Source organism: Aliiroseovarius crassostreae, from assembly GCF_025137635.1.
In the GTDB taxonomy this organism is placed as follows: domain Bacteria; phylum Pseudomonadota; class Alphaproteobacteria; order Rhodobacterales; family Rhodobacteraceae; genus Aliiroseovarius; species Aliiroseovarius crassostreae.
Map to the genome: position 1 here is coordinate 1,987,067 of NZ_CP080772.1, position 22,259 is coordinate 2,009,325.

Consider the following 22,259-nt stretch of genomic DNA (forward strand, 5'->3'; position numbering starts at 1 on the left):
AAACGGCACGCGACGAACTGTTCAATGACAAACTGAACGAAGCAATTGAAAGCCTTCATGCCCGCTATCAAGTCACGGAAAGGCAAGGCGATGACGGCTATGTGGACATCTGGAAAGACGACATTATCAAACGCAACGGGGCCATTGACCGGTTGGAAGCACTGGCAATTGAACGACCCTTCGAAGCCCCCCGCATCGCCCGCACCCTTTGTGTTCATCTGCGCGAACTGACCCGCGAACACCGGCCGGAGACACCACCAGAGGGCGCAACCCCAGATGGGATCCGGCACTGGGCGCAAAATCTACAGGTAAAACGTTCAGACATGGAATCCGCCGCACAGGTATTGGGGCGCCTGTCTGAGAAAACCGGCATTCCCCCCAAGGATCTCGCCATCGACTTATCCGGGGTTAATCTACAGGCCATGCGGCTGGAGCACCTCAACTTTGAACATGCGATATTGAACGACTGCCATCTGGATGGGGCGTTGCTCAATGGGGCAAAGCTCAATGGGGCAAAGCTCAATGGGGCTAAGCTCAATGAGGCAACGCTCAATAACGCGAAGCTCAATGAGGCAAAGCTCAATGAGGCAGAACTCAATGGGGCAAGGCTCATTTGGGCAGAGCTCAATGAGGCAAGGCTCAATGGCGCGAAGCTCAGGCAGGCCCATCTCAATGAGGCAGAACTCAATAGGGCAAAGCTCTTTGGGACAGAGCTCAACGAGGTAGAGTTCGGTGGGGCAGAGCTCAACGGGGCTAAGCTCAATAGGGCACGGCTTCATTGGGCAACGTTCGATAAATCCATCGACCTCAAAGATGCCGAAACAACTGCCTCAGCTCTAAGGTCGGTGAACCTATCTGATGCTGAATATGTCACAGAGTTTGTCAAATCAGCTTTCGGTGATCGCTCTGTGATCCTGCCAGATGATGTGCCCTTCCCGATAGATCGCTGGCCGGATGCGAAACTGGATAATGAGACCTATCAGGAGGAGTATCGGCGTTTCCTCAGCGATCCCGACGCCTACATCCCGCCCCAACACCGCAACGACTAATCCCCCCTTCCCCTGCCGCGCCCAAACTGGCATATGGGCGATAGCGCCCGTTAGGGGGCGCCCACCTGTGTTTAAGGAACAATGACATGCATGATATTCGCCTGATCCGTGACAACCCTGATGCGTTCGACGCCGCGATGGCCCGTCGGGGCCTCGACGGTGTCTCAGGTGAATTGCTGTCGCTGGATGAGACCCGCCGCGCCGCCATCCTCGCATCTGAGACCGCGCAGGCCGAGGCGAACAAAGCCGCCAAGGAAGTGGGCGCCGCCAAGGGCCGTGGCGATGAGGCAGAGTTTGAACGCCTGCGCGCGCTGGTGGGGGAAAAGAAATCCGAAATCGCCCGCCTGAATGACGAAGCCAAGGCGCTTGATGCCAAGCTCACCGAGATCCTGATGGGCCTGCCCAACACGATCTATGACGATGTGCCGGCTGGCGAAGACGAAGACGACAACGTGGAAATCAACCGCTGGGGCACCCCGCGCGAGATGGATTTCAAACCGGTTGAACATTACGACCTGCCCGCCGTGCAGTCGGGGCTGGATTTCGAAACCGCCGCCAAACTGTCCGGTTCGCGCTTCATGGTGCTCTCGGGTGCCGTGGCCCGCACCCACCGGGCGCTGGCGCAATTCATGCTCGACGTGCACACCGAAGAAAACGGCCTGACCGAAACCTGGACGCCGGTCCTCGTCAAGGAAGAGATGATGTATGGCACCGGGCAATTGCCGAAATTTGGCGAAGACAGCTACAAGACCGAAGATGGCTGGTGGCTGGTGCCGACGGCCGAGGTGACCCTGACCAACATCGTCAACGGCGAAACCGTGAGCGAAGGCTACCTGCCGCGCCGCTATGTGGCCCACACCCAATGCTTCCGCTCAGAAGCAGGCAGCGCAGGGCGCGATACCGCCGGCATGCTGCGCCAGCACCAGTTTGAAAAAGTCGAAATGGTGTCGGTCACGAAACCCGAGGAAAGCGAGGCAGAACACGCCCGTATGACCCGCTGCGCCGAGGATATTCTCGAACGACTGGAACTGCCCTACCGCACCGTGAACCTCTGCACGGGTGACATCGGGTTCGGCGCCAAACGCACCCATGATATCGAGGTCTGGCTGCCGGGGCAAAACACCTATCGCGAGATCAGCTCCGTCTCGACCTGCGGGGATTTCCAGGCCCGCCGCATGAACGCGCGCTACAAGCCGGCCGAAGGCGGCAAGCCACAATTCGTGCACACGCTGAACGGATCAGGGCTCGCCGTGGGCCGCGCGCTGATTGCTGTCCTGGAAAACGGTCAGCAGGCCGACGGATCCGTTGACCTGCCCGCAGCCCTGCACCCCTACCTGCGCGGAAAAACCCGCATCACCGCCGAGGGTGAGCTGGCTTAAGAGGCTGATTTCATTAAAAAACAAAAGCCCGGCCAAACCTGCCGGGCTTTTTCTTATGCCTTTTTCTTGCGTCAAATACCTCGGGGTGAGGCTGAAAGCCGAGGGGCAGAGCCCCTCCCCCATCAGCCCAGCGCAACCCCTTTGCGCCCCGCCAGATCCACGAAATACTGCCACGCCACCCGGCCCGACCGGGCACCGCGCGTGGCCTGCCATTCGATTGCTTCCGCGCGCAGTGTATCCGGGTCAACCCTGACCCCATAAGCCTCACAATAGCCTGAAATCATGGACAGATATTCATCCTGAGAGCAGGGATGAAAGCCCAGCCACAGGCCAAACCGATCCGACAGAGAGACCTTCTCCTCCACCGCTTCAGACGGGTTGATCGCAGATTGGCGTTCGTTCTCGATCATGTCTCGCGGCATCAGATGGCGACGGTTCGAGGTGGCGTAAAACACCACATTTTCCGGCCGCCCCTCAATGCCCCCATCCAGCACCGCCTTCAGGCTTTTGTAATGCTGGTCGTCATGGCTGAAACTGAGGTCATCACAAAACAGCAGAAAACGGTGCTCAGAGCCGCGCAGAAGGTTCAGGAGCCGCGCCACGCTGGGCAGGTCTTCCCTTTGTAATTCCACGATTTTCAACGCCTCTCCCCGCGCCAGAACCTCGGCATGAACCGCCTTGACCAGCGAGGATTTCCCCATCCCCCGTGCGCCCCACAAAAGCGCGTTATTCGCGGGCAGGCCACGGGCGAATTGCAGCGTGTTCTCAAGCAGCGTATCGCGCGAGCGATCGACGCCAATCAGCAGGTCGATCGCCACCCGATTGACCTGCGGCACAGGCGCCAGCCGATCGGGACCGGTGTGCCAGACAAAGGCGTCCGCCAGACCGAAATCAGGAGCGGCCAGAGGGGCCGGAGACATGCGCTCCAGCGCCTCGGCGATGCGGGTCATTACGTTGGGATCCAAGCTGGTGCTCGCCATAATCGCGTTCCTTTGCGGGGAATGAAAACTTTAAACTCTTTAAAGGCTGAAACAACAAAACTTTAAAGTCTTTAAAGGGCGAGAAGGCGGAACTTTAAAGTTTTTGAAGACGGGCCACCGGGAGCTATGCGGGTCCGAATCCTGTTTGAACCGATGACCCACAAAAAGAAAAAGCGCGCCTTAATCGGGCGCGCTTTTTGTTTTGGGTTTCTCAAGGGTTACTTGCCTTTGTCAGTGGCGCCCTCGTCGATGTCGGCGTCATCTTCGCCTTCGGGGTCTTCGTCGAACTCGGCGAGCAGCTCACCATCTTCATCTGCGTCTTTGTCGCCCTCTTCGCTTTCGTCGTCATCCTCGAACCAGAGACCTTGGGCACGCAGCTCTTCTTCGCGCTTTTTCTCAACCCGGCCCACAAGGAAGATCGAGATCTCGTAAAGGCCATAGACCACCACGAACAGGATCACCTGGGTGATCACGTCCGGCGGGGTGACAAGCGCGGCCAGCACAAGGATCCCAACCACGGCGTATTTGCGCACCTCGCCCAGCCCTTTGGCGGACACCAGCCCGGCCTTGCCCATCAGCGTAAGCAGCACCGGCAACTGGAAGCACAGCCCGAAGGCCACCACGAATTTGATCGTCAGGCGCAGATATTCCTGCACCGAGCCCTGAAAATCGATCGAGGCCTGCACGTCGGTTTCCCCCACGCCGCCGGATTGCTGGAAGCCCAGGAAGAAGTCGAAGGCCAGCGGCATCACCACGTAAAAGGCAAAGCTTGCGCCGAGGAAAAACATCACCGGGCTGGCGATCATGAATGGCAGGAACGCGGCCTTTTCATTCTTGTAAAGCCCCGGCGCCACGAAGCGCCACATCTGGTAGGAGATATAGGGGAAGGACAGCACCAGCCCGCCAAACAGCGAGATCGACACCGCAACAAAGAAGCCTTCCTGCAGCTTGATCAGGATCAGCCCGCAATCCGCCTGCCCGCGTTCGGCCATGGTCTGGCACAGCGGCTCGGTGAGGAAGTTGAAGATCGGGTTCCAGACGGTAAAGCAGATCACCATGCCGATGATAAAGGCGATGGCGGAATGGATCAGGCGGGTGCGCAGCTCGGTCAGGTGCTCGATCAGTGGCGCGGCACTGTCCTGGATTTCGTCGGTCTTGGTCATGCGTCAGGTGCGTCCGATGGTTTGGGAGCTGTCTTTTTGGTCAGGTTTTTTTTAGCAGGGGCTTTTTTGACAGGAGCTTTTTTGGCCGGTGCTTTTTTGGCAGGCGCCTTTGCCGTGGCGGCTTTTTTTGCAGTCGCAGCTTTGGCGGCGGGCTTTTTGGCGGCGGGAGCCTTGGCCGGGGCCTTCTTCGCCGCCGGTTTGGCCGCGCCCTCGTCTTCAGAGGTCCTGCGCTCCACCGGTTTACCTGTCGCCCGTTTCACCGGCGCTTTCTTGGCGGCTGGTTTGGACGTTTCCATGGCCGGGTCAGGATCTGCGGACACCGTTTTCTCGGCCGTTTTCTCAGCTTTCTCGGCCGTTTTCTCAGCCGCCGCCTGCGCATTGGCCTTTGCACCGGCTTTTGCGGTGGCCTCGTGGATCTTGCGGGCCACTTCGGCGCGTTCTTCCGACAATTCGGGTGTCTTGGTGGCCGCATCCGCGGCCTTCTGGTCGCGCAGCGCCTTGCCGGGGTCCCATTTCTCGAACCCTTCAGCGGCCTTGTTCAGCGCATCCAGCCCCATGGATTTGGGGTTGCTCACGCCCTTGAGCGTGCTGGCGATGTCCTTGGCGCCGCTTTCATCCGCGGCTTCATTCATGGCCTGGCTGAATTCGCGCGCCATCTGGCGGGCCCGTGCGGTGAACCGCCCAAGCGTGCGAAACATACCCGGCAGGTCCTTGGGACCCACCACAATCAGGGCGACCACCCCGATCACCAAAAGCTCGGTAAACCCGATATCAAACATGGAGAGCGTCCCCAGCACGTTGTCCGGGCAAGGCGCGGGTCATCCCCGTCACCCCGGACCGGACCGGTTGCGGCTTACGCCTTTTCCTTGTCTTCTTCGGGGGTGACGTCCTTGGCCACGTCCGCCGCCTGTTCTTCGATCTCTTTCTTGCCGTCATCAACACCTTTCTTGAAGGCGGTGATGCCCTTGCCAACCTCGCCCATCAGCGACGAGATTTTGCCCCGGCCGAACAGGACCAGAACCACAACGGCAATCAGAAGAAGGCCGGGCAGGCCGATATTGTTGAGCATAAGTGTCTCCCTCACCAGGCGGGTCCCCCCGCCATCCAATCTATTCAGAACAGATATGTATTCCCTTGTCGGCAAATATCAAAGCCCGAAAGCACATTTTCCGGCAATTAGCCCCTTTGGCACGGCTTTGGTCCCGTTCCCCGCCCTGCACGCCCCCGCGCCGGACCCTGTGCCCGACCCTTTGCCCGTACCTCTGCCAGTATCGAAGGTCGCCCCGCGATCTGGCGAGCGGTTTCAAAATAGGAGCGGGGGTGCGGATTTTCATTGGTTCACCGGTGAAATTCATGTCTGATCAGGGCAGATCCGGTTTCCCCGGACCGTGACCCTTCAGACAGGTGGAACAGGCCCGATGCTGCGCGACCCTGCCATTTCTGCGCTTGCCCTTGGTCAGACCCTGATCTGGGCGTCGATTTACTACGTGTTTCCCGCGTTGTTGCTGCGGTGGGAACAGGATCTGGGCTGGTCCAAGACCGAATTGACCGGCGCCATCGCGCTTGCCGTGCTGGTCTCGGCCCTTGCCTCGCCGCTGAGCGGGCGGGTGATCGACATGGGCCGGGGGGCTGCGCTGTTGAGCCTGTCTGCCGCATTGGGGGCGGGGGGGCTCTTTACCCTCTCCTATATCAGCGCCCTGTGGCAGTTTTACCTGATCTGGGCCGTGATTGGCGGCGCGATGGCGGGCTGTCTTTATGAGCCATGTTTTGCCATTGTCACCCGTGCCCGCGGCGTGGATGCGCGGCGTGGCATCATCCTGATCACATTGGTTGCGGGCTTTGCCGGCACGCTGAGCTTTCCCACCACCCACGCGCTGGCCGAAGCCTTTGGCTGGCGCCACGCGGTGCAGGTCCTGGCCGGGCTGGTGGCCCTTGTGGTGGTGCCGCTGCTGTGGTTTGGCGCACGCCAGCTGGAACGCGGCAGGCCACAGGCCCCGGTGCTGCACGACAGCCCGGAAGCCCCCCGCGCCTTTCTGCGCCGCCCCGCCTTCTGGTGTCTTGCCCTTGCTTTCAGCTGTTTTGCCGTGGCCCATGGCAGCACGCTGCACCATCTTCTGCCGCTTCTGGACGAACGGAGGCTGCCACCGGATATGGCGGTGCTGGTGGCCTCGTTCATCGGCCCGATGCAGGTGGCGGGACGCATGGCGATGATGCTGTCGGAGCGCTATATCTCGACCCATGGCGTGGCGATTGCCGCCTTCCTGTCGATGGCCCTCTCTGTCCTGCTCCTGCTGCTGGGCGCGCACAGCCCGGCCAGCCTGACCGGGTTTGTCCTTCTGTTCGGCAGCGCGGTTGGGGTGGTCAGCATCCTGCGCCCGCTTCTGGCACGAGAGATCCTTGGGGCGCACAATTTCGGGGCCAAGACCGGCGCGCTTGCCCTGCCCTTTCTGGCCGGATCCGCCCTGTCGCCCTTTTTGGGGGCGCTGCTTTGGAAAACAGGAGGCTATGCGCTGATGCTTGCGGCGCTGGTCCTTGTGCTGGGGGTCGGCTGCCTGCTTTATCTGGGTGCACACCGGCTGGGCCGCGCGCGCTGATCGGCGTTGGCTGAAGCTGGTTGGAGCCGCCCGCACTGACCGCGCTTGTCCGGCCAGCCCCTCAGCAGGCCAGACCCTCAGCAGGGAAATCCCCTCAGAGGATCACGCCTCGGCCGGGAACACGAAACAGCGGTCGCGGCGAATGGCGATCCACAAGGGCGTGCCCGGTTTGGGCAGAAAGACCGACGGCACGGTTGCGGTCAGGCAGGACCCGTCCTGCATCGAGAACTCAACCAGGCTTTCCTTGCCGATAAACCGTGCCCGGGTCACCTCGCCCCGCGCCCAGACCCCATGGGCCACGGTCGGGTTCGGCCCCTTGCCCTGCCGGTCAAAGTCGATCTTCAGATGCTGCGGGCGGATCACGATATCCACCTTGGTGCCATCCGGCATGCCGGGGGCCAGGAACTGGCCAAAAGCAGTATCGGTCAGCGCGCCCTGCACCAGCCCGGAAATCACGTTGATATCGGAAAAGAACCCGGCGGCCTTTTTGTCCACGGGGGCGTTATACACATTATAGGGCGCGCCACGCTGCACGATCTCACCGTCGCGCATCAAGGCGATCTGATCGGCCATGCGCATCGCCTCTTCCGGCTCATGGGTGACCAGCACCACCGCGGTGCCCTCTTCTTTCAAAAGCGTCAGCGTCTCATCACGAATCCCGTCGCGCAGCCGGTTATCCAGCCCCGAGAACGGTTCGTCCATCAGCATGATCGACGGGCGCGGCGCGAGGGCACGGGCCAGCGCCACGCGCTGCTGCTCCCCACCTGAGAGTTCATGCGGGAACTTGTCGATGAAACGCAGCAGGCCCACTTTTTCCAAAAGCTCCTGCACGCGCAGGCGTTTTTCCGTGCGCGACCCGGTCAGCCCAAAGGCCACATTGTCGGCCACCGACAGGTGGGGAAACAGGGCAAAATCCTGAAACATCAGGCCGATATGGCGTTTTTCCGGCGGCACGAACACGCCCGGACCGGCCATCATCTGCCCATCCATCCACACCTCGCCCGCATCCTGTTCATCCACCCCCGCAATGATGCGCAACGTGGTGGATTTGCCACAGCCGGAGGGGCCAAGCAGACAGGTCACCTGCCCCGCATTCACGGTCAGTGAGATCCCCCGCACCACCTTTTGCCCACCAAAATGGCGTTCGAGGTTGCGGATTTCCAGCCGCGCGGCAGGGCGGGCAGCAGGAGAAGGGCTGGCGTCCAGCATGGGCGGACCTTTCTTCAGACGGCAATTCCGATTGTTTAGATCAGACTTAGCCCGGATAGCAGCCCTGAGACGCGCCCGCAAGCCACCTGCCCCGCCTGAAGCGGGAAAGCATTGGCAAACGACACCGGTTTTGTCGCAAATGGGCTGGCCTTCTGCGCACCGCTCTCCGATGCTGGCGCAAACATTCCCCGCAAGGAGGGCCCGATGCGCCTGCTGATTTCCTTTGCCGCCCTGCTTCTGTCCGTGATCCTGCTTCAGCTCAGCACGGGCGGGGTGGGGCCACTGGATGCGCTGTCCGGGCTGACGCTGGGGTTTACAAAATCGCAGATCGGTCTGCTCGGTTCCGCCCATTTCGTCGGGTTTTTCATCGGCTGCTGGTGGTCGCCGCGCCTGATGGGCAGCGTCGGGCATTCGCGCGCCTTTGCGGTGTTCACGGCGCTGGGGGCCATTGGCCTTCTGGCCCATATGCTGGTGATCAACCCCTATGCCTGGGCGCTGATGCGTGTGGCCTCGGGCCTGTGTGTCGCCGGGGCCTATACGGTGATCGAAGCCTGGATGAATGCCAAGATCACCAATGAAACCCGCGGGCGGGCCATGGGGGGCTATCGCGCGGTGGATATGGGGGGATCGCTGGCGGCCCAGTTGCTGATCGGCGTTCTGACCCCGGCCCATTATGTAAGTTACAACCTTCTGGCGCTGATCTGCTGTGCGGCGATCCTGCCGCTGACGCTGACCCGGGCCAGCCAGCCGGAAACCCCGGACACCCCGCGGCTGCGACCCGGTCTTGCCTGGCACCGCTCCCCGCTGGCGGCTGCGGGCTGTGTGGTCGCCGGCATCACCTCAGCCGCCTTTCGCATGGTCGGGCCAATCTATGGTCAGGAAGTGGGGCTGGCGACCGGGCAGCTGGCCTGGTTCCTCGCCGCCTTCGTGCTTGGCGGCGCGCTGGCGCAGCTTCCGACCGGGTGGATTGCGGACAAATATGACCGGCGCTGGGTGCTGATCTGGCTGTCGGTTGCGGCGATTCTGAGCTGCTCTTTGACCGTGGCTTCCAGCGGGATGGGCACTCAGGTGGCCTTCCTGACAGCCGGGCTTTTTGGCTTCACCACTTTCCCGATCTTTTCGGTTTCCGCCGCCCATGCCAATGATTTCGCCAGTTCCGCCGAACGGGTGGAGCTGTCTGCCGCATTGATGTTCTTCTACGCAATTGGGGCCATCGCCTCGCCTTATGTCTCATCAAACCTGATTGATGCCTTTGGCCCCCCCGCCCTGTTTGCCTTTGTCGCCATCGGCCATCTGGGGCTGATCCTATTTGGCCTGAGCCGGATGCGGGTGCGCCCCACGGTCGAGGACAAGACCCCCTATACCTATACGCCGCGCACCTCGTTCTCGATGGGGCGGCTGTTTGGGCGGATGCGCGAGCGCAAGAGATCGGCCCCGGCGACCAAGCTTGACAGAACCGGCGGGAAACCGTAGCACCGCGCGTTCACCCCTACCTGCCACAGCCCGACGCCTGAAAGGACCGTGCACATGTCCGCTTGCATGCCGATGTCCGATACCGCCCCGGAACAGCCCTGCGTTCTGGCCGTGGATTTCGGCACCTCCAACACCGCGCTCGCCCTGATCGACGGCAACCGGATCCGCCGGATCCCCGTTGAAGGCGCATATGACACATTGCCCACGGCGGTGTTCTTCCCCTCTGACGGCGGCCCGATGCGGATTGGCCGGGCCGCAGCCGACGCTTTGATCGACGGTGAAGAGGGGCGCTATATGCGCGCGCTGAAATCCATCCTCGGCCAGCCCCTTCTGCATGAAAGCCGCCTGCTTGGTGGGAAACGCCAAACGCTTGCCGATGTGATCACCGCCTTCCTGATCGAGGTCAGAACCCGGGCTGAAGCCGCAACAGGCAAGAGCTTTACCCACGCAGTTTCCGGCCGCCCGGTCCGGTTTCACTCGGACAACGACGCTCAGGACCAACAGGCCGAGGCCGACCTGCGCGCCTGCTACCTTGCCGCCGGGTTTGAAAAGGTGGAGTTCCTATACGAACCCGAAGCCGCCGCCCTTGCCTGTCACCAACTTGCCTGTCACAAACCTGGTGAGAACGCGACCGCGCAGACCGGGATGATCGTCGATATCGGCGGCGGCACGTCGGATTTCACCCTCTACCGCGACAATGGCGGCACGGTTGAGATCCTCGCCAGTCATGGCATCCGGCTGGGGGGAACCGATTTTGACCAGCGCATTTCCCTGACCCATGTGATGGGGCTTCTGGGGCATGGGGGCACCCTGAAACGCAGCTTTGGCGAGGGCGTTTTGCCAATGCCCAAAGCGATCTTCCAGGACCTGTCGACCTGGCCCATGATCCCCTTTCTTTATACACGAGAGACCGAGCGCAAGGTCGACGACCTGCTGGCCCATGCGATCGACCCGGAAAAACTCACCCGCCTCAAAGAGGTGATCACAACCCAGCTGGGCCATGAGCTGGCCTTCGCCGTCGAAGCCGGGAAAATCGCCGCCAATGCCGCCACACCCCGCGCGATGATCGACATGGCCTTCATCGAACGCAACCTGTCCGCACCGATCACTCCGGGCAGCATGACCGCCGCCCTGACCGGCCCCGAGGCCCGGTTCGACGAGGCCCTGAAGGGGGCGATCTATCAGACCTTGATGCAGGCGAATTGCCTGCCTGCACAGATTGACAGGGTGATCCTGGTCGGCGGCTCCAGCCTGATGCATCTTGTGTCGGATGTGATCACGGCAACCTGCCCGCAGGCAAACCTCACCCATTCCGAAGCATTCACCGCCGTGGTGGACGGGTTGGCAATCGCAACCGCCCCCGCGCCCCAGCCCCCCGCCTGAACAACCGGGGAAAGGGGCGCTGCCCCTCGCGAGACAAGCTCGCTCACCCCGGGATATTTTCGGCAAGAGGAAAAGAGCACCTGCCATCTTCCTCTTGCCCCAAATATCTTGGGGGAGAGCCGCAGGCTCGGGGGCAAAGCCCCATTCTGCGCGCTAGGCTCCTCAAGGTCACTGCCCTCTGGCCCTTTCACCAAATTCCGCGTAGACAGGCGCGAACCTGAATTCGCCCTCATTACGGCCAATAAACGGAAATCTGCACATGAACCGCGTTCTCATCACCTCTGCGATCCCATATATCAACGGGATCAAGCATCTTGGCAATCTTGTGGGCAGCCAGCTGCCTGCCGATCTTTACGCCCGGTACAACCGCGGGCGGGGGCGCGAGGTCATGTTCATCTGTGCCACCGACGAGCACGGCACGCCCGCTGAACTGGCCGCGGCCAAGGCCGGCAAGCCGGTGGCGGAGTTCTGCGCCGAGATGCATGAGGTGCAGGCGGGTATTGCCGATCAGTTCCGCCTGTCTTTCGACAATTTCGGCCGCTCCTCCAGTGCGCAGAACCACAAGCTGACCCAGCATTTCGCGGGCAAGCTGGCGGAAAACGGCTATATCGAAGAGGTGAGCGAGAAGCAGGTTTACTCCAACGCCGACGGGCGGTTCCTGCCGGATCGTTACATCGAGGGCGAATGCCCGAACTGCGGTTATGACGGTGCGCGCGGGGATCAATGTGAGAACTGCACCAAGCAGCTTGATCCCACCGACCTGATCAACCCGCGCTCGGCCATTTCCGGCTCCACCGATCTGGAAGTGCGCGAGACCAAGCATCTTTACCTGCGCCAGTCAAAGCTGAAAGACGCGCTGGATCAGTGGATTGACACCAAGACCGACTGGCCGGTGCTGACCACATCGATTGCCAAGAAATGGCTGCATGATGGCGATGGACTGCAGGACCGGGGCATCACCCGCGATCTGGACTGGGGGGTGCCGGTCAGGAAGGGCGATCAGGATTGGCCGGGCATGGAAGGCAAGGTCTTTTACGTCTGGTTCGACGCGCCGATCGAATATATTGCCGCCACCGCCGAGCTGGCCGACGAAAAGGGCGAAGGGCCGGAGTTCTGGGAGCGCTGGTGGCGCGTGGACAAGGGCGCGGACGACGTGCGGTATGTGCAGTTCATGGGCAAGGACAACGTGCCCTTCCACACGCTTAGTTTCCCCGCCACGATCATGGGCTCGGAAGAGCCGTGGAAGCTTGTGGATTACATCAAGAGCTTCAACTACCTGAACTATGACGGTGGGCAGTTCTCGACCTCCAAGGGGCGCGGCGTCTTTATGGATCAGGCGCTGGAGATCCTGCCGGCGGATTACTGGCGCTGGTGGCTGCTGTCGCACGCACCGGAAAATTCGGACAGCGAGTTCACCTGGGAAAACTTCCAGGCTTCGGTGAACAAAGATCTGGCCGACGTGCTGGGGAATTTCGTCTCCCGCGTGACCAAGTTCTGCCGTTCCAAATTCTCGGAAGCGGTGCCGGCGGGCGGGGCATATGGTGAGGCAGAGGCCGCTCTGATCGCGGATCTCGGCACCAAAATCCGCGCCTATGAGGGCCATATGGAAGCGATGGATGTGCGCAAGGCAGCCTCAGCGCTTCGCGGCATCTGGGTGGCGGGCAATGAATATCTGCAATCCGCCGCGCCTTGGGCCACCTTCAAGACAGACCCCGATCAGGCGGCCGCTCAGATCCGTCTGGCCCTGAACCTGATCCCGCTTTACGCAGTGTTGTCAGCCCCGTTCATCCCCGATGCGGCGGAAAAACTGGCTGAGGCAATGAAGATCGAGATGGCGTGGCCGGGTGATGTGGGGGAGGCGCTGTCGCGTCTTGAGGCCGGGCATGACTTTACCGTGCCGGACAACCTGTTCGCCAAGATCTCGGACGAAGAGCGTGAAGGCTGGCAGGAGCGGTTTGCAGGCACCCGCGACTGATCGCAGGCCGCGACGCCCGCATGAAAACCGACAAAAGCCGTGCCGCCAAGCGCGGCTTTTGTAATTTGGACCCGCCTGCCCTATCCGATAAAGCGTTTCGGGATAAACTTGAGACACATGTTTATTCCGAAACGCCCACGACATTGATATCTCTTGCCGCGTTTCGGTTTTGCCCTGTGTCAGGTTAAAACCGAAACGCTTTAACTTCTGGGGATCACCCTGCGCGTGACCCTGCTCATGCATCAGGATCTGCTGCCCCCAAGGGGTGCCGTGACCGAGGGGGTGCCGCCAAACGCCCCGGAAGCGAGCTGGGGCGCCGCGTCCGCATGTTGTGCCCCGACATCACCAAACCGCAATATCCTGCCACGCGCCGCCCGTTTTATTTGGCGTTTGGGAAAAGTCGCGCTATCTTAAAGTGTTTCGACTTATTATTGAGACACAATAATGAGGCGAAACGCTCGAAACCTACTGGTGTTGCGGGCGTTTCGAAATCAACTTGTGTCTCAAGTTGATCTCGAAACGCTTTAAAGAAAAGATAAGACAATCCCCGAAAAATATGGGGGAGCTAAACCATGGGCGACAGCAAAGGCGGCAGTAAATTGACCATCGCCAAGGGAAAACAGAAACCAATCCGGCTTTCGCTTTCCGACAAGCGATCCGTGCGCACCCAGTTTGGCGCGCTGCCTTACCGGATCAAGGATGGCAAGGTCGAGATCCTGCTGATCACCTCGCGCGGCAGTGGTCGATGGATTGTGCCCAAGGGCTGGCCGATGGATGGGGAAACCCCCGCAGGCGCGGCTGCGACCGAAGCGTATGAAGAGGCGGGTGCTGAGGGCAAGCTGAGCCATCAGGTACTGGGATTTTATGCCTATGACAAGGGGCACGCGGGGGAGAAACTTCCTTGCGTCGTTGCGATTTTCCCGCTCAAGGTCAAGAAACTGTTGAAAAACTTTCCCGAAGCCGGGCAGAGGCGGCGCAAATGGGTGAGCCAGAAAAAGGCGGCTCAGATGATCAGCGAACCGGAGCTGCGCCAGATCATCAAAGCGTTTGATCCCAAGGCATTGCACAGGTAACCCCCCCGATTTGCCACCTGCCTTGTCACCTGCCTCGCCACCAGCGACGTGTCAGGTTCCTACGGCCGTGGCCCGAAAAGAAGCGGACCCATGATAGCTTATATTACTCTCGGTGCGGATGACATGGATCGTGCAAAACGGTTTTACACCGCTTTTCTGCCCGCCCTTGGATATACGCTGGAAGAAAGCGCCGAGGGGGTGAGTTTTGCGCTTCCCACCACGGCCAGCCAGCCCTCCCCTCAGCCCGAAATCTATGTGAAACCCGCATTTAACGGGCAACCGGCCTCAGCGGGAAATGGCAGCATGGTCGCATTTGATGCGCGTTTCCAACAAAATGTGCGTGACCTTCACGCCGCTGCCTTGGCGGCGGGCGGCGTAGATGCAGGCACGCCGGGGTTTCGTGCGGCCTATAGCGCGCATTTCTACGTGGGCTACCTGCGCGACCCTTACGGCAACAAGATCGCCCTGTTTTCCAACAATCCCGAAGAACCGGGGCGCAGTGAGTAACCTAAAGCGTTTCCGCTTACCCTGCGCGTCTGGTTTGTCCCGAAACGCTTATCCCCCTTGCCATGCCCCACCTGCCCTTCCATATTAAAGGACGCCGGGAAGATGGGGCCAAAATGATCAGATACGCCTTGAAATGTGACCAGAACCACGGGTTCGAAAGCTGGTTTCAGAACGCTCAGGCCTTTGACAGCCTGAAGGCGGCGGGCATGGTGACCTGCCCCGACTGTGGATCCACCAAGGTGGAGAAATCCCTGATGGCGCCAAAGGTGCGCCCGTCGCGTAATGCGGTGGCGACCGCGTCTGAGCCTCTGCCCGCCCCCGCTGCGCCCCCTGCCCCGGACACGCCTGCCCCCGTGGCCGCCGCGCCGGACCCGGAGATCGCCCGCCAGATTGCCGAGCTGAAAGCCAAGGTTGAGGCGGAAAGCGATTATGTGGGGGACAAGTTCGTGTCCGAGGCCCGCGCCATGCATCTGGGCGAACGCCCCGACCGGCCGATTTATGGCGAAGCCCGGCTGGAAGATGCCAAGGAATTGCTGGAGGAAGGCGTGCCGGTCATGCCCCTGCCCTTCACCCCGACGCGCAAAACCAACTGATCCCTGCCCGACAAAGGCCCCGTGACCCGGTGTGCGCACTCTGATACCCTGGCGGCATATCGACAGGATCGAGAGGGTGACATGAAAGTGGTGATCACAGGGGCCAATCGTGGCATCGGACGGGCGTTGTATGACAGCTATCTGGCGCGGGGCGAGACGGTGATCGGCACCGCACGGGGCGGCAAGGAGGGCATGGTGGCGCTGGATGTGACCGTGCCCGACAGTTTTGCCACGCTGCAGGAGGCGATCCGGGAGGATCCCGTTGACCTCTTGATCTGCAACGCCGGTGTCTATCTCGATAAATTTGAACGTCTGGAGGATGGATACCCGGCTGAACAATGGGCAGACACATTTGCCACCAATGTGACCGGCGTGTTTCAGACCGTGCAAACCCTGTTGCCCAACCTGTTGGCCGCGAAGGGGAAAATCGCGATCCTCTCGTCAACCATGGCCAGTCATACCCACGCGCCCGGGGGCAGTTACATTTACCGCGCCTCAAAGGCGGCTGTCCTGAACCTGGGGCGCAACCTGGCCACGGATCTGGCCGCGCAGGGGGTTGCGGTGGGGATCTATCACCCTGGTTGGGTCAAGACCGATATGGGGGGAGATGAGGCGGATATTACGGTAGAAGAGGCCTGTGCAGGGCTAACCCAGCGATTTGACGCGCTGTCGATGGACAGGACGGGCGCATTTGAAACCTGGAACAGGCAGCCGCACCCGTTTTAACGCTGTTCTGAGCGTGACATTGGGATTGGGGAAAGGGGCGCTGCCCCTCGGGCTGCGCCCTCACCCCGGGATATTTGTGGCAAGAGGAAGAGGGCGGCGGGAGAAAGCGCGCATTGGATGAGGCGGGATGGGGCCACTGTGCGCGGGCGGTGTGCGGCCGGGTCGCATTACATCGCAAACATGGGCCATTCCCACGGTTTTATTGCGTCCAGAGGGGCGTGCGGGTTCGATCCTGTCTTGCCCTTTGCGCCGACCCTGCGTAAGACGGGCCGGACGAAAATTCAGGGATGGGGGAACCATGCCAACTCTGGTGATGAAATTCGGCGGCACCTCGGTCGCCAACCTGGACCGGATTGCGCGCGCCTCGAAGCGGGTGGCGCGTGAGGTGGCCAATGGCTATGACGTGATTGTCATTGTCTCGGCCATGTCCGGCAAAACCAATGAGCTTGTGGGCTGGGTCAGCGACACCTCGCATCTTTATGATGCCCGTGAATATGACGCGGTGGTGAGCTCGGGCGAGAATGTGACTGCGGGTCTGATGGCGCTGCGCCTGCAGGAGATGGGCATTCCGGCGCGCAGCTGGCAGGGCTGGCAGGTGCCGGTGAAAACCACCAGCGCGCATAGTTCCGCCCGGATCGAAGAGATCCCCAGCGACAATATCAACGAGAAATTTGCCGAGGGCATGAAAGTGGCCGTTGTGGCCGGTTTCCAGGGGATCAGCCCCGAGGGTCGGATCACCACGCTGGGGCGCGGCGGATCGGACACCACCGCCGTGGCTTTTGCGGCCGCGTTTGAGGCCGAGCGGTGTGACATCTACACCGATGTGGACGGGGTTTACACCACCGACCCGCGCATTTCCGACAAGGCGCGCAAGCTGGACAAGATCGCCTTTGAAGAGATGCTGGAGCTGGCATCCTTGGGCGCCAAGGTGCTGCAGACCCGGTCGGTTGAACTGGCGATGCGCTACAAGGTCAAGCTGCGCGTCCTTTCAAGCTTTGAAGAATATGACCCGGAAGCAGGCACGCTGGTCTGCGACGAGGAGGAAATCATGGAACAAAACGCCGTATCCGGTGTCGCCTATCAGCGCGACGAAGCCAAAATGACCCTGATCTCAGTGGCGGACCGCCCCGGGATTGCCACCGCGATCTTCACGCCGCTGGCCGAGGCCGGGATCAATGTGGACATGATCGTGCAGAACATTTCGGAAGAAGGTCGCACCGACATGACCTTCTCCTGCCCCGTCGATCAGGTGGCGCGCGCTGAAAAAGCGATGCAGGATTCCAAAGAGCAGGGCAACATCAACTTCCACGACATCGTGGCGGATACGGATGTGGCCAAAGTGTCGATCGTCGGCATTGGCATGCGCAGCCAGACCGGTGTGGCGGCCAAGATGTTTGACGTGCTGTCGCGTGAGGGCATCAACATCAAGGTGATCACCACTTCGGAAATCAAGATCTCGGTGCTGATCGACCGCAAATACATGGAGCTGGCGGTTCAGGCGCTGCATGACGCGTTTGAGCTGGAGAAAGCGTAAGCGCGCCTCCGACCTCAGCTGGTGAATTGAGAGCCCCCGGTGTGATGCCGGGGGTTTTGTTTTGGGGATGCGAACGAATGAACTTCCGATAACTGTCAAATTCCCAAATTCCATCTATCACTCTAAGACAGAAAAATTGTACAGCTACTGCAGACTTGTTCGAACGCTATGAAAAAAAAGACATTAACAGAGTACTATACGGAGTACACAGAAGCTCGGGAACAGATCGAGTTTTGTGGGCCCCCACTATCATACCGCTGGCTGCCGCACATTGAGAGTTTTGATCTGCATCTATCGACAGGAATGGACAGCTTTTTATGGTACGATGTGGCTAGAAGTCACGCCATTGATCTGGCAAATGCAATCAATCTTCTCTCGATACACGCTCGAAATTTCGAAGCATGGCACCTAGTATTGAATGGGGTAAACAGGGAAGAGACACTTCGCGTCCATCAGGAATTTCTGCACGGTAATACAGTGGTTGCACTTAACTTACCCTACAGCATCAAATCACGGATTTACTTCGCTCTTGCTCATCTATCACACCGCGCAAATCGCTTTAGTGACCTGTCGACATGGAGTGAGACTGAGCTGCCCAAAGACATCGATATTGACCAAGAGATAGCAGCCAAGCTCACTAAACGTTGGGGGTGGAGAAAAATTGCTAAAAATTTAGAGCAATGCGATGGTCAGACGTACCGTGCAGCCACGATGAATTTTAGAAACAAATACACACATCGCCACGAGCTGTTGATTGGCGTTGAAATGGCCGCACCAGTGGAACGTATATGCGACGGGACTGGGGAGCGCGCTACCTATACTTTTGGAGGCACGAACACATTGGAGCTTTCCAAGACTTCTGACCTCTTAAAAAGGGAGTTTTCCGTTTTTTCAGAGGCCTATAAAAGCTTCCAAGCCATTGTTAACAAGCAAATGGATTTGGTTTTTCCAACCTGCGACGAGTGAATATATAAAGTTCCAAGTTCGCCACGTTAAAGTGATCTCACTTTGGAGCTTCAGGCTTCTCAACATCAGATTTTTGAGAAGAAACTAAATGCACCCACGCACCAAACGACACTCCCACCAAAGGGTGGAGGTGTCGCCTTGTTACTTTACCCCCTCTGCCCATAAGGCGGGGATTGCAAAATCGCCATGTCATCCTCGGACATTCCTCCCGCGATCCTTCAGGCAAAGGGGGCGAGAGGGAGCGTTCGCGGGGTTGGTCGAGATGGCGAGGTTACAGTCGAAACGCTTTATTCCGGGGGGGTTAGCAAGGTCAGCCTGCTCACGTGCTTGTCCTGTCCGAACTTGATCAGCGCAAACCATTTGCCGAAAGGAACCTCCTCCTCTGCCCCCTGACCTTGCGGGCAGGTCTGGATCGCGAAACTCTGCGACTGGGCGGTATAGCTGGCGGGCACCCGTCCGAGGATGCGGATCACCTCGCCACGGGTCAGGCCGACCCTGAGACCCGAGGGCAATTGCCAATGCGGTGAGCTGGCAGAGATCGTGACAACCACATCCTGGAAGAAATCAATATCTGCGCCAATGAGCGTCATCCGATCAATGGGTTCATCGCTGAAAGAGGTCTCTTCGGTGGCCTCTGGCGTTCCGAGCTTGCCAAGGGCCGCGAGCGGATCCCCCATCCTGACGCCATTCATGCCAAATTCCGATGCGGGCAGGCAATCAAAGTCGGCGCCATATTGGCGGGTTTCCATCAGGATCGGCGTGGCCACGGACGTAGAGCGCTCCGAGATCCAGGTCTTGCTGTCCCAGTCCCAGCTCTGACCGGCCGCCACTTTGGCATCATAAAGCCCGCCCCCGAACCCATAGGTGACCGTTTCGGGGGTGCATTCAAGGCTGGCGGCCCGCACGCCGCTTTCTGTCACCTCAACCCAACCAAACCGCCTTTGCGGCTGCTGCATCTCTTCCTCGGAAAACGGTCGTTCAAAACCGCCGCCGACATTATAGGCATAGTCGTGGTTGTAAAACGTGACGGATTCGCCGATTGCCGTCCCGACCCCCGACCAAGGTTCAAAATCAACCCGTTCAATGGTTTCGGACAGGAACAGATCAGGGGGACCGCCGATCGGCCCATAGCTGTAGGTTGCGACCTGCTCATCGAAACACACAAAAACCTCGGTGCCGCGGTCATCAAACCGGCAGGAGGTGAACGCTTCCTGTCCCTGTGGACATCCGGCCATCGCATCCGTGGCCAGCAAAATTCCCAAACAAAACGGACTGACCCCTAACGCGTGTCTCACTCACCCTACCCCTTTGAAATGCCTTTACGATATCCTAAAGCGTTTCGCCTTATTATTGAGACATAATGATGAGGCGAAACGCTCGAAACCTACTGATGTTGCGGGCGTTTCGAAATCAACTTGTGTCTCAAGTTAATCTCGAAACGCTTTAGGGATGATGATCAGGTTTCCCATCAAAGTCTAGCGCCGTATCGCCGACACTTTGCGCATGCCAAGATCGGGTCTTATCGGGTCACGGGCCTATGCGTCAGGTCAAGATTTCTTGCCGCCTGCAGCATTGCCGCACCGGCTTCCATCGCGGGGTCTGTCGCGCAAATGGCGGATATTTCAGCGTAGAAATCGGAATGCAGCCTTGGGGGCGCCACCGAGGCGGAATGGAAAAAGGGCTGAGTCAGATCCAACCCCGCAATCTCATTGTCGCGGATGACCTTCTTCATCACGATGAGGAGGGGCAGCACATCCTCCGCAGGCAGGCCGGGATCATCGAAACTGCCGGTTTTGCGCTGCCGGGCAATCGATGCGTCATGATAGGCAAAGATCACCTCTTCATGTTTTTCAGAAAGCTCCCCACAGGTTGAGCCCAGCAGATCAGCTTCGGTGTAGTGTCTGATATCATTGGGGAAACGCCACAGATAGGCCGCCAACAGCCCCCCCAGAACACCCACGCACAGGCCAATGACAACCATTCTACTCATTGGCGAATGATCCTCGCCTACGGTCGGTTTGTCAAAGGTCAAAAGCGCAAAGCGCACCCATCCGATGGCGGAGCTCAGGCAGGCGGGCATTCGGGGGCGCCGCTGACATTTCCGTCTTGCGCTGCATCCCGAAAAACCCCTGCACTCCCCCGCGCCCCGAAGGCCGGGGGAGCGTATTCCAGGTGAGGCGCTTAGCCCATCTGCCCGTAAGGGGTGGATTGCGAAATCGCCACTTCGTCTTCGGACATCCCTTCCGCGATGCCTTCAAACAGCGGGGTGGACAGGTAGCGTTCGCCGGTGTCGGGCAGCATGACAAGGATATTTGCGCCCTCCGGGGCATCCTTGGCGACCTCAAGGGCGGCGGCCAGTGTGGCGCCTGCCGAGATGCCGACGAAGATGCCCTCTTCTGCGGCCAATCGCTGCGAGAGCGCAATGCCATCCGGCCCCGGCACCTTGATCAACTGATCATAACCGCCCTTGTCCAGCGCCTCTTGCAGCACATGGGGGATGAAATCCGGGGTCCAGCCCTGTATAGGGTGCGGGTTGAAATCCGGGTGGCCTTCGGTGGGCTGATTTTCCTCGTTGCGGGTGTTCACATAGCCCGAGCTGATCAGCGCCGCATTGGCGGGTTCCGCCAGGATGATCTTGGTGTCCGGGCTTTCTTTCCGCAGCACCCGCGACACGCCGGAAACCGTGCCGCCGGTGCCATAGCCGGTCACCCAGTAATCCAGTTTTTCCCCCTCGAAATCGGCAAGGATCTCTCGCGCGGTGGTGTTTTCATGGATGTCGGCATTGGCGTCGGTTTCAAACTGGCTGGCAAGGAACCACCCGTTTTTCTCGGCCAGCTCCTTGGCCTTGGAATACATTCCAAACCCTTTGAGCTCCTTGGGGGTGAGCACCACCTTTGCCCCCAGGAACCGCATCAGGCGACGACGCTCAACCGAGAAGCTTTCAGCCATAGTCACCACCAGCGGATAGCCCTTGGCGGCACAGACCATGGCCAGACCAATACCGGTGTTGCCCGAGGTGGCCTCAACCACCGTTTGTCCCGGCTTGAGCGCACCGGAGCGTTCCGCCGCTTCGATAATATTCAAAGCCAGCCGGTCCTTGACCGACCCCGCCGGGTTGGCCGCCTCAAGCTTGACGAACAGATTGACGTGATCCGGACCGATCCGGTTCAGCCGGATCACCGGCGTGTCCCCCACGGTTTCCAGCACGGATGCGTAACGCCGCCCACGGCCATTGGTTTGTCGCACAGTCATAGCAAAGTCCTTTTGTCTGGAAATCCCGATTTTCGGGAGGAATTTACAACAAAGCTAGGTCAGCTTCCCACCCAGCGCCAGATTGCAGTGGGGAAAAAGAACATTTTCCCGAGCGACACCCAACTCGAAGGGCAATGTCCCGGTGTTGAACGCGTTGCAAATGGCCTGTTCCTTGGGCCTCCCCCCGGTAGGAGTGACCATTTGATAGGCAATGCAGAAAGATTTGAGATTTCACGCTATGGTTGTTACGACCCCGCCGCCCCACCACCAAAAAAGCAAGCCTTTGTTGTCAAAAGGAAAGTTTCCCCCGGACCGATCTTTAGCGTCCCATTCCCGCTTGCCTGTATATATTGCCACGCTGGACAATTCGCCTGCCATCGGGCACTCAGGTTCTCAAGGAACA

At 59.8% G+C, this 22,259-nt stretch carries 21 protein-coding genes; 12 read left to right on the top strand and 9 right to left on the bottom strand.

All coding sequences use genetic code 11. The features are described from left to right. Positions 1-214: 214 nt before the first annotated feature. Positions 215-718 carry a pentapeptide repeat-containing protein gene (locus K3J57_RS16105; protein ID WP_511261547.1) on the bottom strand — a complete coding sequence of 168 codons (504 nt, stop codon included), beginning with the start codon at positions 716-718 and terminating at the stop codon, positions 215-217. On the opposite strand from K3J57_RS16105, the gene K3J57_RS16110 reads away from it, so the two are divergent. Together K3J57_RS16110 and serS are read left to right on the top strand one after the other, a co-directional pair. Next, positions 612-1,049, top strand: a complete 438-nt coding sequence (locus tag K3J57_RS16110; RefSeq protein WP_511261546.1) for a pentapeptide repeat-containing protein — start codon at positions 612-614, stop codon at positions 1,047-1,049. The two genes, K3J57_RS16105 and K3J57_RS16110, sit on opposite strands and share 107 nt — an antisense overlap. A gap of 86 nt (positions 1,050-1,135) precedes the next feature. After that, a complete protein-coding gene (serS, locus tag K3J57_RS09475) occupies positions 1,136-2,428 on the top strand; it encodes a serine--tRNA ligase (protein ID WP_259795561.1) in 1,293 nt (430 codons plus the stop codon). Between the two features lie 122 nt (positions 2,429-2,550). Here serS and K3J57_RS09480 read toward each other — a convergent pair whose 3' ends face one another. The 4 genes from K3J57_RS09480 to K3J57_RS09495 all read right to left on the bottom strand — a co-directional run bounded on the left by K3J57_RS09480 (position 2,551) and on the right by K3J57_RS09495 (position 5,640). Continuing rightward, the gene (locus K3J57_RS09480) at positions 2,551-3,408 is read right to left on the bottom strand and encodes an ATP-binding protein (protein WP_055189631.1); all 858 of its coding nucleotides are present in this window, start codon (positions 3,406-3,408) and stop codon (positions 2,551-2,553) included. Positions 3,409-3,626: 218 nt separating this feature from the next. Then, the gene (tatC, locus tag K3J57_RS09485; RefSeq protein WP_259795562.1) at positions 3,627-4,571 is read right to left on the bottom strand and encodes a twin-arginine translocase subunit TatC; all 945 of its coding nucleotides are present in this window, start codon (positions 4,569-4,571) and stop codon (positions 3,627-3,629) included. Further along, a complete protein-coding gene (gene tatB, locus K3J57_RS09490; protein ID WP_259791049.1) occupies positions 4,568-5,350 on the bottom strand; it encodes a Sec-independent protein translocase protein TatB in 783 nt (260 codons plus the stop codon). The genes tatC and tatB overlap by 4 nt, the downstream gene beginning before the upstream one ends. A 74-nt stretch (positions 5,351-5,424) precedes the next feature. Further along, positions 5,425-5,640, bottom strand: coding sequence for a twin-arginine translocase TatA/TatE family subunit (locus K3J57_RS09495; RefSeq protein WP_055189637.1), 216 nt, complete (start codon positions 5,638-5,640; stop codon positions 5,425-5,427). A 319-nt stretch (positions 5,641-5,959) separates the two neighbouring features. On the opposite strand from K3J57_RS09495, the gene K3J57_RS09500 reads away from it, so the two are divergent. Further along, positions 5,960-7,165: an MFS transporter gene (locus K3J57_RS09500; RefSeq protein WP_259795566.1), complete on the top strand. Its 1,206-nt coding sequence runs from the start codon at positions 5,960-5,962 to the stop codon at positions 7,163-7,165. Positions 7,166-7,267: 102 nt separating this feature from the next. Here K3J57_RS09500 and K3J57_RS09505 read toward each other — a convergent pair whose 3' ends face one another. Further along, positions 7,268-8,374 carry an ABC transporter ATP-binding protein gene (locus tag K3J57_RS09505; protein ID WP_259774143.1) on the bottom strand — a complete coding sequence of 369 codons (1,107 nt, stop codon included), beginning with the start codon at positions 8,372-8,374 and terminating at the stop codon, positions 7,268-7,270. 204 nt (positions 8,375-8,578) lie between these two features. Here K3J57_RS09505 and K3J57_RS09510 point away from each other — a divergent pair, with 204 nt between their 5' ends. From K3J57_RS09510 to K3J57_RS09550, 9 genes are all read left to right on the top strand, one after another. Continuing rightward, positions 8,579-9,847: an MFS transporter gene (locus K3J57_RS09510; RefSeq protein ID WP_259783944.1), complete on the top strand. Its 1,269-nt coding sequence runs from the start codon at positions 8,579-8,581 to the stop codon at positions 9,845-9,847. 72 nt (positions 9,848-9,919) lie between these two features. After that, positions 9,920-11,230, top strand: a complete 1,311-nt coding sequence (locus K3J57_RS09515) for an Hsp70 family protein (RefSeq protein WP_259795573.1) — start codon at positions 9,920-9,922, stop codon at positions 11,228-11,230. A 259-nt stretch (positions 11,231-11,489) separates the two neighbouring features. Next, on the top strand, positions 11,490-13,205 hold the full coding sequence (metG, locus tag K3J57_RS09520; RefSeq protein ID WP_259791078.1) for a methionine--tRNA ligase: 1,716 nt from the start codon (positions 11,490-11,492) through the stop codon (positions 13,203-13,205). 572 nt (positions 13,206-13,777) lie between these two features. Continuing rightward, complete coding sequence (locus K3J57_RS09525; RefSeq protein ID WP_259775557.1) at positions 13,778-14,278, top strand: NUDIX hydrolase; 501 nt, start codon at positions 13,778-13,780, stop codon at positions 14,276-14,278. 90 nt (positions 14,279-14,368) lie between these two features. Beyond that, positions 14,369-14,785, top strand: coding sequence for a VOC family protein (locus K3J57_RS09530; protein WP_259791082.1), 417 nt, complete (start codon positions 14,369-14,371; stop codon positions 14,783-14,785). Positions 14,786-14,898: 113 nt separating this feature from the next. After that, complete coding sequence (locus K3J57_RS09535) at positions 14,899-15,378, top strand: DUF1178 family protein (protein WP_259783955.1); 480 nt, start codon at positions 14,899-14,901, stop codon at positions 15,376-15,378. Between the two features lie 81 nt (positions 15,379-15,459). Continuing rightward, a complete protein-coding gene (locus K3J57_RS09540) occupies positions 15,460-16,104 on the top strand; it encodes an SDR family NAD(P)-dependent oxidoreductase (protein ID WP_259795575.1) in 645 nt (214 codons plus the stop codon). A 298-nt stretch (positions 16,105-16,402) separates the two neighbouring features. Next, a complete protein-coding gene (locus K3J57_RS09545) occupies positions 16,403-17,638 on the top strand; it encodes an aspartate kinase (protein ID WP_259775559.1) in 1,236 nt (411 codons plus the stop codon). A 168-nt stretch (positions 17,639-17,806) separates the two neighbouring features. Then, positions 17,807-18,604, top strand: a complete 798-nt coding sequence (locus K3J57_RS09550; RefSeq protein ID WP_259795579.1) for a hypothetical protein — start codon at positions 17,807-17,809, stop codon at positions 18,602-18,604. Positions 18,605-18,891: 287 nt separating this feature from the next. Here the strand turns inward: K3J57_RS09550 and K3J57_RS09555 are convergent, their stop codons facing one another. From K3J57_RS09555 to cysK, 3 genes are all read right to left on the bottom strand, one after another. Beyond that, positions 18,892-19,899, bottom strand: a complete 1,008-nt coding sequence (locus K3J57_RS09555) for a hypothetical protein (protein ID WP_259795582.1) — start codon at positions 19,897-19,899, stop codon at positions 18,892-18,894. Between the two features lie 224 nt (positions 19,900-20,123). Continuing rightward, positions 20,124-20,594, bottom strand: a complete 471-nt coding sequence (locus K3J57_RS09560) for a hypothetical protein (RefSeq protein WP_259795584.1) — start codon at positions 20,592-20,594, stop codon at positions 20,124-20,126. Between the two features lie 191 nt (positions 20,595-20,785). Beyond that, a complete protein-coding gene (gene cysK, locus K3J57_RS09565; RefSeq protein ID WP_259775563.1) occupies positions 20,786-21,856 on the bottom strand; it encodes a cysteine synthase A in 1,071 nt (356 codons plus the stop codon). Positions 21,857-22,259: the final 403 nt, after the last annotated feature.

Excerpts from the sequence above, each read along its gene's own strand:
- serS (WP_259795561.1), top strand. The coding sequence starts at position 1,136 with ATGCATGATATTCGCCTGATCCGTGACAACCCTGATGCGTTCGACGCC.
- K3J57_RS09480 (WP_055189631.1), bottom strand. The coding sequence starts at position 3,408 with ATGGCGAGCACCAGCTTGGATCCCAACGTAATGACCCGCATCGCCGAG.
- tatC (WP_259795562.1), bottom strand. The coding sequence starts at position 4,571 with ATGACCAAGACCGACGAAATCCAGGACAGTGCCGCGCCACTGATCGAG.
- tatB (WP_259791049.1), bottom strand. The coding sequence starts at position 5,350 with ATGTTTGATATCGGGTTTACCGAGCTTTTGGTGATCGGGGTGGTCGCC.
- K3J57_RS09495 (WP_055189637.1), bottom strand. The coding sequence starts at position 5,640 with ATGCTCAACAATATCGGCCTGCCCGGCCTTCTTCTGATTGCCGTTGTG.
- K3J57_RS09505 (WP_259774143.1), bottom strand. The coding sequence starts at position 8,374 with ATGCTGGACGCCAGCCCTTCTCCTGCTGCCCGCCCTGCCGCGCGGCTG.
- K3J57_RS09510 (WP_259783944.1), top strand. The coding sequence starts at position 8,579 with ATGCGCCTGCTGATTTCCTTTGCCGCCCTGCTTCTGTCCGTGATCCTG.
- K3J57_RS09515 (WP_259795573.1), top strand. The coding sequence starts at position 9,920 with ATGTCCGATACCGCCCCGGAACAGCCCTGCGTTCTGGCCGTGGATTTC.
- metG (WP_259791078.1), top strand. The coding sequence starts at position 11,490 with ATGAACCGCGTTCTCATCACCTCTGCGATCCCATATATCAACGGGATC.
- K3J57_RS09525 (WP_259775557.1), top strand. The coding sequence starts at position 13,778 with ATGGGCGACAGCAAAGGCGGCAGTAAATTGACCATCGCCAAGGGAAAA.
- K3J57_RS09530 (WP_259791082.1), top strand. The coding sequence starts at position 14,369 with ATGATAGCTTATATTACTCTCGGTGCGGATGACATGGATCGTGCAAAA.
- K3J57_RS09535 (WP_259783955.1), top strand. The coding sequence starts at position 14,899 with ATGATCAGATACGCCTTGAAATGTGACCAGAACCACGGGTTCGAAAGC.
- K3J57_RS09540 (WP_259795575.1), top strand. The coding sequence starts at position 15,460 with ATGAAAGTGGTGATCACAGGGGCCAATCGTGGCATCGGACGGGCGTTG.
- K3J57_RS09545 (WP_259775559.1), top strand. The coding sequence starts at position 16,403 with ATGCCAACTCTGGTGATGAAATTCGGCGGCACCTCGGTCGCCAACCTG.
- K3J57_RS09550 (WP_259795579.1), top strand. The coding sequence starts at position 17,807 with ATGAAAAAAAAGACATTAACAGAGTACTATACGGAGTACACAGAAGCT.
- K3J57_RS09560 (WP_259795584.1), bottom strand. The coding sequence starts at position 20,594 with ATGAGTAGAATGGTTGTCATTGGCCTGTGCGTGGGTGTTCTGGGGGGG.
- cysK (WP_259775563.1), bottom strand. The coding sequence starts at position 21,856 with ATGACTGTGCGACAAACCAATGGCCGTGGGCGGCGTTACGCATCCGTG.